Origin of the sequence: Polaribacter vadi (assembly GCF_001761365.1) — a bacterium.
Classification (GTDB): Bacteria; Bacteroidota; Bacteroidia; order Flavobacteriales; family Flavobacteriaceae; genus Polaribacter; species Polaribacter vadi.
In genome coordinates this window covers 3,165,156-3,178,682 of the sequence record NZ_CP017477.1, presented here as the reverse complement: position 1 = coordinate 3,178,682, position 13,527 = coordinate 3,165,156, and the positions used below count along the sequence as shown (strand labels likewise).

The following is a 13,527-nucleotide window of genomic DNA, read 5'->3' as shown; positions in this document are numbered from 1 at the left end:
AGATTTATAATGATTCTTGTTTTTGTTAAAAAAAGCGAAATTTTACTGCTCTCTTTTTCTCTTCTTTCTCTTCTCTATTCTCTGTTCTCTGTTCTCTGTTCTATATTTTCTCTATTAAAGAAAACCCTATTTAGTCCAAAATTCTAAAGCTTTCACTGCTTTATACCAACCTTTAATATTCTTATCTATTTTTTCTCTTTCTTCTGTTGGTTCAAATTCTTGATCTATTTGCCAAATTTCTTGAATTTCTTGTTCATTTTCCCAGAAACCAACTGCTAAACCTGCTAAAAAAGCAGCACCCATTGCTGTAGTTTCCACCACTTTTGGTCTAATCGTTTTTGTGTTTAAAACATCTGCTTGAAACTGCATTAATGTATTATTTACAGTAGCTCCACCATCAACTCTAAGTTCTTTAATCTTAATTTCAGCATCAGCTTCCATCGCTTTTAAAATATCCATAGATTGATATGCAATAGCATCTAAAGTTGCTCTTGCAATATGCGCATCTGTAGTACCTCTTGTTAACCCAAAAATTGTTCCTTGTGCTTTTTGATTCCAATATGGAGCACCTAAACCTGCAAATGATGGCACAAAATAAACGCCATCAGAATCTTTTACTGAATTTGCTAACGCTTCAACTTCAGATGAGTTTCTTATTATTTTTAAACCATCTCTTAACCATTGAACTGCAGCACCAGCAATAAAAACACTCCCTTCAAAAGCATACGTTGTTTTATTGTTGATTTTCCAAGCAACTGTGGTTAATAAATTATTTTTAGATTTTATGGGCTTGTCTCCAATATTCATCAACATAAAACAACCTGTTCCATACGTATTTTTTACCATTCCTTTTTTGGTACACATTTGCCCAAAAAGTGCAGCTTGTTGATCTCCAGCAATTCCTGCAATTGGAATATTACAGTTAAAAAAAGTGGACTTTGTATGTCCGTAAATTTCACTTGATTGCTTTACTTCTGGCAACATCGATTTTGGAATTGTTAGCAATTCTAACAATTCATCATCCCAAGCCATTGTATTTATATTGAATAATAAGGTTCTAGAGGCATTTGTAACATCTGTAATGTGTTTTTTCTTTTTAGAAAAATTCCAAACTAACCAAGTATCGATGGTTCCTAATAATAAATCTCCTTTTTCTGCACGTTCTCTTGCGCCTTCAACATTATCTAAAATCCATTTTACTTTGGTTCCAGAAAAATAAGAATCGACAATTAAACCTGTTTTTTCGGTAATCATATCCGCTTTTCCAGCTGCTCTTAATTCATCACAATAATCAGAAGTTCTTTTATCTTGCCAAACAATCGCATTGTAAACAGGTTTGCCTGTATTTTTATCCCAAACAACCACAGTTTCACGTTGATTTGTAATTCCGATTGCTGCAATATTCTCCATTTCTAAACCTTTACTTGCAATTGCTTCTGCAGCAACTCCTGCTTGTGTAGACCAAATTTCTACAGCATCATGCTCTACCCAACCTGGTTGTGGAAAAATCTGAGTAAACTCTTTTTGAGCGACTGATCTAATTTTTCCTTTTTTATCAAAAACGATGGCTCTAGAACTTGTTGTTCCTTGGTCTAATGCTAAAATATATTTGCTCATTTTTTAATTGTTTCAGGTTTATAGTTTCAGTTTTTTTCTAGAAATTCTTATTTTAATTTTTAAAAGATAAGGTTTAAAAAATTTTCAATTGTTTTTTTTATTACAAAAAGCAATCAATAAAACTAAAATAGTAGTTTTTTTTGAGAATCGAATTTATTTAACTCTCAAATCTATAAATTTTAAACAGAAAGAATGAACATAACTTAATTAAAAGTAAATTTTTGTTTTCTGCCAATATGTCATTTATTTTTCAATTTTGGTTGTATATTTGCAGTTCATTTTTTTATTATGGAACAAATTGAAAAAGTTATTGACGAAAAAGTTCAGGGAAAAGCGTTGATTACTGAAAATAAAAAGGAAAACACTAAAAAACTATTTATTGAAAGCTATGGCTGTCAAATGAATATGAATGATAGTGAAATTGTTGCTGCAATTTTAGATAAAGAGGGGTATAACACCACAAATATTTTAGAAGAAGCAGATTTGGTCTTGGTAAACACCTGTTCAATCAGGGAAAAAGCTGAGACTTCAGTCAGAAAAAGATTACAGAAATATAATGCTGTAAAACAAGTAAACAAAAACATGAAAGTTGGTGTTTTAGGATGCATGGCTGAACGTTTAAAAGAAAAATTTTTAGAGGAAGAAAAAATTGTTGATTTAGTTGTTGGGCCAGATGCCTACAAAGATTTACCAAACTTACTAGAAGAAGTTTACGAAGGCAGAGACGCTGTAAATGTTATTTTATCTAAAGAAGAAACGTATGGAGATATTTCTCCTGTAAGATTAAATTCTAATGGAGTTACTGCATTTGTGTCTATCACAAGAGGTTGTGACAATATGTGTACTTTTTGTGTGGTTCCTTTTACAAGAGGAAGAGAAAGAAGTAGAGATCCAAAAAGTATCTTAGAGGAAATTCAACAAATGGTTGATAAAAACTTTAAAGAAATTACACTACTTGGACAAAATGTAGATAGCTTTTTATGGTATGGAGGAGGTTTAAAGAAAGACTTTAAAAAAGCTTCTGAAATGCAACAAGCAACTGCTATCGGTTTTGCAGAGTTGCTAGATATGTGTGCTACAAAATTTCCAAAAACACGTTTTCGTTTTTCTACATCTAATCCTCAAGATATGAGTTTAGATGTAATTCATGTAATGGCTAAACATAAAAATATTTGTAAATATTTGCATTTACCTGTTCAAAGTGGAAGTAATGCCATGTTAAAAGCTATGAATAGACAACATACTCGTGAAGAATATATGGAATTGGTGGATAACATTTTTAAGATTATTCCAGAAATGTCTTTATCTCAAGATATGATTGTTGGTTTTTGTGGTGAAACTGAACAGGATCATCAAGATACTTTAGAGTTGATGAAATATGTAAAATACGACTTTGGTTTTATGTTTGCGTATTCTGAAAGACCAGGAACTTTAGCAGGTAACAAAATGGAGGATGATGTGCCTTTTGCTATCAAAAAAAGACGTTTACAGGAAATTATCGACTTACAACAAGAACACGCATTATTTAGAACACAACAACATTTAGGAAAAATAGAAGAGTTTTTAATTGAAGGTACTTCAAAGAAAAATCCTAATGAATGGAAAGGAAGAAATACGCAAAATACAGTGGCTGTTTTTGATAAAGGTGATTATAAATTAGGTGATTTTGTAATGGTTAAAATTGAAGATTGTACATCAGCTACTTTAAAAGGAACTGTTGTTGGGTATTCTGAAAATAATTAAAAACAGCCCATCCTAACCTTCCCAAAGGGAAGGAACTCCAATATTATGAAATTTATTTTTAATTTAAATAATGGAAAAAGAAATAAAAATTAAGGTAAACTACTCTTTTAAGGACTTTATATTACCTGTAAAACAGAAAATATTTAAATCTTGGGGAACCTGGTTAGTATTATTAATGGCTAGTGGAATGCTAATTTTTAATATATTATATGTTTTCAACAAAAGTATTTATGAAAGTGGAATACCTACAACCAATATAATTTTTCCACTTATAGTCTTTCTGATATTTCCTTTTGGATTCTATATTGGATTGAAAAAAAGTTTTGATAAAAATTATTTATTAAAGGAAGAAACAATAATTGTTTATAATAATAAAGGAATTTCAAGCAGTAGTAAATCTGTTCAATTTTTCACAGAATGGAACAAAATAAAATCTATTAAAGAATATAAAAAATATTTTGTTTTGAAAAATATTAGTGGTTTAGATTCATATATAAATAAGAGTTTCTTTACAATAGAAGAATTGAATGAATTCAAACTTTTAATAAAAAGTTTGAACTTTTAAAATAACACAAGAGTATTTTTCCCCTTTAGGGAAATTAAAAGCGGCTAAATGGAAAACATACAAGCATTAAAACAACGTTTTGGAATTATTGGAAACGATATTCACTTAAACAGAGCTTTAGAAAAAGCGGTTAGAGTTGCCCCTACAGATATTTCTGTTTTGGTAACTGGAGAAAGTGGTGTTGGTAAAGAAAATATTCCGAAAATAGTACATTCATTATCACACAGAAAACACGCAAAATATATTGCTGTAAACTGTGGTGCAATTCCAGAAGGAACTATAGATAGCGAACTTTTTGGACATGAAAAAGGTGCTTTTACAGGTGCAACACAAGACAGAAAAGGATATTTTGAAGTTGCTGATGGTGGAACTATTTTTTTAGATGAAGTTGGTGAATTACCCTTAACAACCCAAGTACGTTTGTTACGCGTGTTGGAAAATGGTGAGTTTATAAAAGTAGGTTCATCCAAAGTATTAAAAACGAATGTTAGAATTGTTGCTGCAACCAATGTAAACATGCAGGATGCAATTAATAAAGAAAAATTTAGAGAAGATTTATATTACAGATTAAGTACTGTAGAAATTCATTTACCAGCTTTAAGAGATAGAAATGAAGATATTCATTTACTTTTTAGAAAGTTTGCAGCAGATTTTGCTCAAAAATATAGAATGCCTTCCATTCGTTTAGATGAAAATGCAGTCGCTATTCTATTAAATTATCGTTTTCCAGGAAACATTCGTCAGCTTAAAAATTTAGCAGAACAAATTTCAGTAATTGAAGAAGAAAGAGTGGTTTCTGCACAAAAACTACAACATTACTTGCCTAATAATAAAGGTAATTTTCCAGCAGTGGTTGGTAGTAAAAAAGAAAATGATTTTTCTACAGAACGCGATATCATGTACAAGATTTTGTTTGATATGAGAAATGATATCAACGATTTAAAAAAATTGACGTTAGATTTAATGAGGAATGGAAACATTGAAGAGGTTCAAGAGGAAAACCACCATTTATTAGAAAAAATCTACAGCAATAAAGAATTAAAAGACAGTGATATTGAAGTGATGAATATTCCTCAAAATTCTTCTACTGATAAAGATTATGATTTTATTGAGACTATTGAAGAAGACGAATCTTTATCTTTACAAGAAAAGGAGATTGAAATGATAAAAAAATCTTTAGAAAAAAACAACAATAAACGTAAATTAGCAGCGAAAGAATTAGGGATTTCTGAGAGAACTTTATATAGAAAAATTAAACAATACGATCTTTAATAATTCAAGATTTATAATTCCGAGTTTTCATTGATACTCGAAATTTTGAACTTTGAACTTTGAACAATAAATTATGAAGAAAATAATTTTATCCCTTATTATAATAGCCACTTTTATAGGTTGTGGTGCTTATGGATTTTCTGGAGTAAATACGAATGCAGATTCAATTCAAATTGATTTTTTTCCAAATCAAGCACAGTTAGTAGAACCCGTTTTAACACAACGTTTTACCAACGATTTGCAAGATTTGTATACTCGTCAAACAAACTTAACACTTACAAACTCGAAAGCAGATTTACATTTAAGTGGTGAAATTACGGGATATAGAGTTACACCTATGAGTGGAACTGCAGATCAAACTGCAGCTCAAAACAGATTAACTGTTACTATAAATGTCCGTTTTGAAAACAGATTAAATGAAAAAGATGACTTTGAAAAAAACTTTTCTTTTTATGCAGATTTTGCAGCAAATGCACAATTGGTTGGTGGTGTTTTAGAAACTGCCTTAGATGAAATTATAGAAAGAATTACCCAAGATATTTTTAATGCTACTGTCGCAAAGTGGTAGTTGGAAGTTGGAAGTTGGAAGTTGGAAGTTGGAAGTTGGAAGTTGGAAGTTGGAAGTTGGAAGTTGGAAGTTGGAAGTTGGAAGTTGGAAGTTGGAATAAAAAAGTAAAAAATCAAAATTGAAAAAAGATAGTTTCATCAATATATTAGAGAAAAAACAACCTATTCAGCAAGTAGAAACTGCCGAATTAAAAACGGTTGTAGATGAATTTCCTTATTTTCAAGCAGCAAGAACTTTATATTTAAAAGGATTAAAAAATCAAGATAGTTTTAAATATAATAATGAATTAAAAACAACTGCAGCTTACACAACTGATAGAACTATTTTATTCGATTTTATCATCTCTAAAGAATTCAATACTTCAGAAAAAGAAATTCATCAAAAATTAATCGAAAAGATTTCTGAAGAGAAAACTTCTAAAAGTAGCATCAATATAAAAAGTGCTATTGAAAAAAAATCCGTAGAAAAAGTTGAAAACGAATTACAGGTTGGCAAACCAATTTCTTTTACAAGTTCTGAAAATTACTCTTTTAATCAATGGTTACAATTATCTACTAAAAAACCAATTATCAGAGAGGTTTCTGAAGAAAATAATAGCAATGAAAATCAGCAAATTATAGAGAAATTTATTCAGAATAATCCTAAGATAGAGCCTCTTGCTAAAGACAAAAGTGTTTCAGTTTCTATTACTAAAAACAAACAAGACTCCTCTTTAATGACAGAGACTTTAGCAAAAGTTTATTTAGAGCAAAAAAAATACGAAAATGCAATACAAGCATATAGAATTTTAATTTTGAAATATCCAGAAAAAAGTGGTTTCTTTGCAGACCAAATTAAAAGAATACAAATTTTACAAAAAAATAAATCATGAGTTATACAGTATTTATAGTATTAATTTTATTTGTAGCCATAGCCTTAATATTAATTGTTATGGTACAAAATCCTAAAGGTGGAGGATTATCTTCTTCTTTTGGAGGTGGAGGAGCACAATCTTTAGGTGGAGTGCAAAACACAAATAATTTTTTAGATAGAACAACTTGGACGTTGGCAATTGCAATGTTTGCATTAATTTTATTATCAAACATCGCTATTCCTAGAGGTGGAGAAAATGATGTAAATTTGGATAGAACTCTAGAAGGAACAGCTCCTATAGAAAACACCACTTCCACTCCAGCAACAAACGATACAATCAACTAATTTTTTTAGTGACATATAACATAAATGCCAACGTAAATGACACGTTGGCATTTTTTTATACACTTAATTTAGCTTAAAAAATCATTCAAAGTAAAATTGTCAGTTTTAGGTTGATGGCACAATTTCTGACTAATATTACATGTAAAAATTAATTAATTAACCTACCTGTTTTAAACAGGTTAAAATTTATAAAAATATGGGATTAAACATTAAACCTTTAGCAGATAGAGTTCTTGTAGAACCTGCACCAGCAGAAACAAAAACAGCCTCTGGATTAATTATACCAGACAACGCAAAAGAAAAGCCACAAAAAGGTACTGTAGTTGCAGTTGGTAATGGTAAAGTTGATGAGCCTTTAACTGTAAAAGTTGGAGACACTGTTTTGTATGGTAAATATGGGGGAACTGATTTAAAATTAGATGGAACTGATTATTTAATGATGCGTGAATCTGATATTTTAGCGATCATCTAAAAAAGTGTTCAGTTCGCAGTTGTAATTTTCAGTAGCAACTTTTGAATGAATAAAACTTACATAAACTATTAATTCTGAGTGGAAAACTTGAAACTTGAAACTCGGAACTTTAAACAATTTAAACAATGGCAAAAGATATAAAATTTGATATAGAAGCTAGAGATGGCTTAAAACGTGGAGTTGATGCGCTTGCAAATGCAGTAAAAGTAACTTTAGGACCTAAAGGAAGAAATGTAATTATTTCTAAATCTTTTGGAGCACCAACAGTTACTAAAGATGGTGTTTCTGTAGCAAAAGAAATTGAGCTAGCAGATCCTTTAGAAAACATGGGAGCACAAATGGTAAAAGAAGTAGCGTCTAAAACCAACGATTTAGCTGGAGATGGAACTACAACTGCAACTGTGTTAGCACAAGCAATTGTAAAAGAAGGTTTAAAAAACGTTGCTGCTGGCGCAAATCCAATGGATTTAAAACGTGGAATTGACAAAGCTGTAGCTGCAATTATTGCAGATTTAGAAAAGCAAGCTCAAAAGGTTGGTAACTCATCAGAAAAAATAAAACAAGTTGCTGCAATTTCTGCAAATAACGATGATGTTATTGGAGATTTAATTGCAACTGCTTTTGCAAAAGTTGGTAAAGAAGGTGTAATTACTGTTGAAGAGGCAAAAGGTATGGAAACATACGTAGATGTTGTAGAAGGTATGCAGTTTGATAGAGGTTATTTATCTCCTTACTTTGTAACTGATGCAGATAAAATGATTGCAGATTTAGAAAATCCGTATGTTTTATTGTTCGATAAAAAGATTTCTAACTTACAAGAAATTCTTCCAATTTTAGAACCAGTTTCTCAATCAGGAAGACCTTTATTAATTATTGCTGAAGATGTAGATGGACAAGCTTTAGCTACTTTAGTCGTTAATAAATTACGTGGTGGATTAAAAATTGCTGCTGTAAAAGCTCCTGGTTTTGGAGACAGAAGAAAAGCAATGTTAGAGGATATCGCTATTTTAACTGGTGGAACTGTAATTTCTGAAGAAAGAGGTTTTTCTCTTGAAAACGCAACGTTAGATTTATTAGGAACTGCAGAAGGAATTACAATTGACAAAGACAATACTACAATTGTAAATGGTTCTGGAAATCCTGAAGCGATTAAAACTAGAGTAAATCAGATCAAAGCGCAAATAGAAACAACTACTTCTGATTACGATAAAGAAAAACTTCAAGAACGCTTGGCTAAATTAGCTGGTGGTGTTGCAGTTTTATATGTTGGTGCTGCTTCTGAAGTAGAAATGAAAGAGAAAAAAGATAGAGTTGATGATGCTTTACATGCTACAAGAGCTGCAGTTGAAGAAGGTATTGTTGCTGGTGGTGGAGTTGCATTTGTACGTGCTAAGAAAGTTTTAGAGAAATTAGCTACTGAAAATTTAGACGAAACTACAGGTGTACAAATTGTAAACAAAGCAATTGAAGCGCCTTTAAGAACGATTGTAGAAAATGCTGGTGGTGAAGGTTCTGTTGTAATCAACAAAGTTTTAGAAGGTAAAAAGAACTTTGGTTATGATGCAAAATCTGAACAATATGTAGATATGTTAGAAGCTGGAATTATAGATCCTAAAAAAGTAACTAGAGTTGCTTTAGAAAATGCAGCTTCTGTTGCAGGAATGATTTTAACTACAGAATGTGCTTTGATAGATATTAAAGAAGAAAACGCTGGTGGTGGAATGCCTCCAATGGGTGGTGGAATGCCAGGTATGATGTAATGGCGAATCGCCATAGATAATTAATTTACTCTTGCTTTAGAGTAACTTAATTTATTTCTAAAAAAATAAAAAATCCGTTAGAATTAATTTTCTAACGGATTTTTTATTTATGATAAGTTATATTTTATAAAAACGACTAAGTCTAATTTATCTAATCTTAATGTATGTCTTAAAATATATTGAAATATAAACCACTTAAAGAAAAGCTAATATCAAAAATAGATTTTGTATCACTATCGATTTTTATAAATTATAAAATTTGATGTAATTTTTACTCTTGTTTTTTAACCTTTTTCAACTCTCCTTCATGGGTTTTTATAATTTCTTCATCTCTGTATTTACAACAAGGATGCACAGAATTATAAGCCTCATCTTTCGCTATAATTTTTTTATCATCTTCTAATAAAATATCATGACCAACATCTAAAATATTGTCTTGAATAGCTTTCAAATCCGTTTTACGTTCATCCATAATCAAATTTAATTGATGGGTTGTTGGGCTCCACAAAGCAAATTTTACACCTTTAGTTTTTAAAGCTGCAGTTTCTATTCGCTTTTTACACATGCCACAAATACCATCTACTTTTATAGATACTTTTGCATTTTTATCTTTTTTTATTTCTTGAGCTTGTATTGTAAAACCTACCAAGATCACTATTAATGTTATAAATATTTTTTTCATTTTTATTGATTTTTTGATTTCTAATAAACAGAAATCTTTTTATTATTTTTTTTATATTAAATTATTTAATTCCACTATGTGGACTATTTTATTTTAAATCGTAATCCTGCATACATAGATCTTCCAAAAATTGGCTGATACACAATTGTAGTATCAAAATTTGCACCAAAAGGATCATCGCTTCCTAAAATAGGATTTGGTTGTTGCACATTTGTTAAATTTTCTCCTCCAATATATACTTCAAATTTATTTGAAAATACTTTTGTTATTTGAGAGTTTAACAATTGATAAGATCCTACATTTTCTGGCAATCGATATTGAGTAGGATTTGAACTTGTGTTTGGCAAACGTTGTTCTCCAATAATATTATAGGTAACATCAAACCTCCACTGAGATTCCTTTTCTGTTAATTCAGTTTCATAAGATAAATTGGCAAAAAAGCGATCTTTTGGCTGTATTGACTTTTGCAAAGTACCACTTTTATAATCTGTAGAAATATCAAAATATTTATAAGCTGTTCTTAGATTAAAGCTCTTTACTAGTTCGTAATTTACTTCTACTTGAAAACTATTCGCAATACTTTTACCATCTAAATCATAAAAAGAAATTTCTTGTGGATTTTCCCAATCTACAATAACTTGGCTTTGAAAATCTGTTTGATAAAAATCAAACGTAATATCTCCATTTTTTTCAAATATGTTGAATCTTTGCATGTAAGAAACTCCATAATTCCAAGCAATTTCTGGATTTAATCCATAGATATTTCCACCAATATTATCTACATTTATTTGTCTTGAACTTGCAAACAATTGCTGGTTTTCTGCAAAAATATTTGCACTTCTTTTTCCTCTTCCAACAGATGCTCTAAAAACTCCTCTATCCCAAGGAACATATCTTACGTGCAAACGTGGCGTAATAAAAGTACCTAACAAATTATGTGTATCAATTCTTATACCTGCTGATAAACTAAAATTCTCTAAATTATCAAACTCATATTCAAAAAATGCTCCTAAAGAATTTTCTTTTCTTTGGTAATTTGTTGTGTTTACCAATTCATCATATTTATCATATGTAAAAGATAAACCCGTTTTAAATTGATTTCTTGTATCGCCAATAATTGAATTTAATTGTAATTTAGAATATAAACTTTCATGCTGAATATCATATACATTCAAGCCAAAATAAGAATCTTGTTGATGATTGCTATAAGCTGTTTGAAAACCCAAACTTTGATAAGGCATTTCTGGAAATACATACCCTAATTTTACAGAAGTATCAAAACGTTTTGTGTCGATTTCACTTCCCCATAATTCATCTCCAGTTAATATAGTTTCTGGATAAACTCTATCTGTTGATGGATTAAAATTGATTTCACCAGTCTGTTTTTCATCATTTAAAAAACGAACATTTATAAAACTTACCCAACCTTTTTCTGCATCTGTAAATTGCCATCTATTCATTACATTTATCTGGTTAGATAATGGCCTATCTAAAAAATTATCGCCATTATTATCAAACTTCTGACCTGTATAATTTCCATGAATATATAAACCTGTTTGCCATTTATCTGAAATCCGTTCATTAAAATGTGTGTTCAATTCAAAACGCCCCATTTGAGAACCATAAGCATTCAAGAAAAATTTATTATCAGAAAATGGTTTTACCAATTCTGCATTTATTTGTCCAGAAATACTCTCAAAACCATTCACTACAGAACCTGCTCCTTTTGTAATTTGAATACTTTCTACCCAAGTTCCTGGCGTAAATGTCATTCCAAAAACCTGACTTGCACCTCTAATAGATGGAATGTTTTCTTGCGTAATTAGCAAATATGGACTTTTTAAACCAATCATTTCAATTTGTCTAGTTCCTGTTAAGGCATCCGAAAAACTTAAATCGATAGATGGATTTGTTTCAAAACTTTCAGCCAAATTACAACAAGCAGCTTTCAGCAATTCTTCTGCATTTACTGTAAACATATTTGTGGTTGATAAAAACGATTTTTGAACCGGATTTCTTTTTGTGCTAATCGTAATTTCTTCCAAATCGCTTTCTGGTTTTAAGAAATAGTGAATTGGCTCCAAATTATTAATGGTAATTGTATCCGTTTTATACCCTAAATAATTAACAACTAATTTTTTATATTCAGGTTTATAAGTAATTGTAAACCACCCTTTGCTGTTGGTAATTGCACTTACATTGGTGTTTAGCCAATGTACAGAAACGCCCTCTATTCCCAAATTATCTTTAGGATTATTTTTTTCCATAATCATTCCTTTATATGTAGTTTGAGAAAGTAGAATGAATGGCATAAATAGCAAGAAACTATTTAAAATATATTTTTTCACTTTATGTTGATTTAATTTGATAACAAGACTTTTAATCATCTAAAAAGATGATATTTAATTGTTAAAAAATTAAATCAAATTAAAAAAGATTGGTAAGAAATCTGATAATCGAAAGAAAAATCAGGTGGAGAAAAGTTTTTATAGAAATTGTTTTCAGTATCAACTTCTACAAATAAATCTTTGTAAGCAATAAAAAAAGCTGCTAAAAACTGTTGATTTTCAAAAGTGATGTTCTTAATTTTATTAGTTTGCAATGTATCTTGCCCTTCAATTTGATGAACCTCATTTTTACAACAACTTTTCTTTTCAGAAATCTTTTCCATACTCATTCCACAAGCATCAGATTCGCCAATAAAAGAAATATCCACTAAAAAATCTCCACAATAATGTGTATCAACCGTAAAAGAAAAGGTTGAAAACAACACTAAAAACGCAAGTGTAAAAGATGATATTTTAGTTAAAAATTGTTTCATTATCGTCTTGCAAATTTACAATAAGATTTTAAAACAATTTGTTAAAATAAAATTGATGTAATGCCATACACTAATTAAAATATTATCAATATTAATTTTGATAAAAAATATTTATTTTAACATATAAATTCTTGGAAAATTTTAACAAGAAGTAAAGATTTATAATTTATTTTTGTCGTTAAATTTTTAGGCATGAATACAGAAGTTTTATCAAAAGAAATTGATACAATTATAGCAAATAAAGAATCGAAAGAAAACAAGTTACAAGCAATTTGTGATTATTTAGAAAGTGAAATTTCTTATTACGACTGGGTTGGTTTTTACTTTATAAATGGTAATAAACAAGAATTAAAATTAGCACAATATACAGGCGAAGAAACTGAACATACTATTATTCCTTTTGGAAAAGGAATTTGTGGGCAAGTTGCAGTAAGTAATAAAAACTTTGTGGTGCAAGATGTTACTGAACAAGACAATTACATTTCTTGTGGTTGGAAGGTAAAATCTGAAATTGTGATTCCTATTTTTGTTGATGGCGAAAATATTGGTCAAATTGATATTGATTCTCATACAGCAAATACGTTTACAGAAAAAGACGAAGAATTATTAGAATATGTTTGTAAACAAGTTGCAACGTTGTTTTAAACTATTTGCCACGCATTCACGAATTAAAAATAAGTGATACTCTTTTTATAAAGTTTGTTATTCTGAAAGCATTTCACGAGTTTAAAATTATACGCGTAGATTCTTTCTGAATGACAAACTAAATGAAAATTAATGTGTATTAGATTGTATTTATCTTCATAAAAGTACCAAGAACACTCGAATTG

At 29.7% G+C, this 13,527-nt stretch carries 14 protein-coding genes; 10 read left to right on the top strand and 4 right to left on the bottom strand.

Annotated elements, in window-relative coordinates; all coding sequences use genetic code 11:
• Positions 1-126: 126 nt before the first annotated feature.
• Positions 127-1,617 carry a glycerol kinase GlpK gene (glpK, locus tag LPB03_RS13760; protein WP_065320564.1) on the bottom strand — a complete coding sequence of 497 codons (1,491 nt, stop codon included), beginning with the start codon at positions 1,615-1,617 and terminating at the stop codon, positions 127-129.
• Between the two features lie 288 nt (positions 1,618-1,905).
• Here glpK and miaB point away from each other — a divergent pair, with 288 nt between their 5' ends.
• The 9 genes from miaB to groL all read left to right on the top strand — a co-directional run bounded on the left by miaB (position 1,906) and on the right by groL (position 9,194).
• Positions 1,906-3,360: a tRNA (N6-isopentenyl adenosine(37)-C2)-methylthiotransferase MiaB gene (miaB, locus tag LPB03_RS13755; RefSeq protein ID WP_065320565.1), complete on the top strand. Its 1,455-nt coding sequence runs from the start codon at positions 1,906-1,908 to the stop codon at positions 3,358-3,360.
• Between the two features lie 70 nt (positions 3,361-3,430).
• The gene (locus tag LPB03_RS13750) at positions 3,431-3,925 is read left to right on the top strand and encodes a YcxB family protein (protein WP_065320566.1); all 495 of its coding nucleotides are present in this window, start codon (positions 3,431-3,433) and stop codon (positions 3,923-3,925) included.
• 48 nt (positions 3,926-3,973) lie between these two features.
• A complete protein-coding gene (locus LPB03_RS13745; protein ID WP_065320567.1) occupies positions 3,974-5,197 on the top strand; it encodes a sigma 54-interacting transcriptional regulator in 1,224 nt (407 codons plus the stop codon).
• 73 nt (positions 5,198-5,270) lie between these two features.
• Positions 5,271-5,765: an LptE family protein gene (locus tag LPB03_RS13740; protein ID WP_065320568.1), complete on the top strand. Its 495-nt coding sequence runs from the start codon at positions 5,271-5,273 to the stop codon at positions 5,763-5,765.
• Positions 5,743-5,865 (top strand): hypothetical protein, encoded by a 123-nt coding sequence (locus tag LPB03_RS16910; protein ID WP_262502096.1) that lies wholly within the window; start codon positions 5,743-5,745, stop codon positions 5,863-5,865. Before LPB03_RS13740 ends, LPB03_RS16910 begins: the two co-directional genes overlap by 23 nt.
• 18 nt (positions 5,866-5,883) lie before the next feature.
• A complete protein-coding gene (locus LPB03_RS13735; protein WP_065320569.1) occupies positions 5,884-6,636 on the top strand; it encodes a tetratricopeptide repeat protein in 753 nt (250 codons plus the stop codon).
• The gene (gene secG / locus LPB03_RS13730; protein ID WP_065320570.1) at positions 6,633-6,962 is read left to right on the top strand and encodes a preprotein translocase subunit SecG; all 330 of its coding nucleotides are present in this window, start codon (positions 6,633-6,635) and stop codon (positions 6,960-6,962) included. The genes LPB03_RS13735 and secG overlap by 4 nt, the downstream gene beginning before the upstream one ends.
• A gap of 196 nt (positions 6,963-7,158) precedes the next feature.
• Positions 7,159-7,434 (top strand): co-chaperone GroES, encoded by a 276-nt coding sequence (locus LPB03_RS13725; RefSeq protein WP_065320571.1) that lies wholly within the window; start codon positions 7,159-7,161, stop codon positions 7,432-7,434.
• 125 nt (positions 7,435-7,559) lie between these two features.
• A complete protein-coding gene (gene groL, locus LPB03_RS13720; RefSeq protein WP_065320572.1) occupies positions 7,560-9,194 on the top strand; it encodes a chaperonin GroEL in 1,635 nt (544 codons plus the stop codon).
• 271 nt (positions 9,195-9,465) lie between these two features.
• Here the strand turns inward: groL and LPB03_RS13715 are convergent, their stop codons facing one another.
• The 3 genes from LPB03_RS13715 to LPB03_RS13705 all read right to left on the bottom strand — a co-directional run bounded on the left by LPB03_RS13715 (position 9,466) and on the right by LPB03_RS13705 (position 12,697).
• On the bottom strand, positions 9,466-9,876 hold the full coding sequence (locus LPB03_RS13715) for a heavy-metal-associated domain-containing protein (RefSeq protein ID WP_139059008.1): 411 nt from the start codon (positions 9,874-9,876) through the stop codon (positions 9,466-9,468).
• An 83-nt stretch (positions 9,877-9,959) separates the two neighbouring features.
• Positions 9,960-12,188, bottom strand: coding sequence for a TonB-dependent receptor (locus LPB03_RS13710; protein WP_083187371.1), 2,229 nt, complete (start codon positions 12,186-12,188; stop codon positions 9,960-9,962).
• Positions 12,189-12,298: 110 nt separating this feature from the next.
• Positions 12,299-12,697, bottom strand: a complete 399-nt coding sequence (locus tag LPB03_RS13705) for an HYC_CC_PP family protein (protein ID WP_065320574.1) — start codon at positions 12,695-12,697, stop codon at positions 12,299-12,301.
• Between the two features lie 192 nt (positions 12,698-12,889).
• Between LPB03_RS13705 and LPB03_RS13700 the strand changes: the two genes are divergently transcribed.
• Positions 12,890-13,342 carry an XrtF-associated fRMsr-like GAF protein gene (locus LPB03_RS13700; protein WP_065320575.1) on the top strand — a complete coding sequence of 151 codons (453 nt, stop codon included), beginning with the start codon at positions 12,890-12,892 and terminating at the stop codon, positions 13,340-13,342.
• The last annotated feature ends 185 nt before the right edge of the window (positions 13,343-13,527 follow it).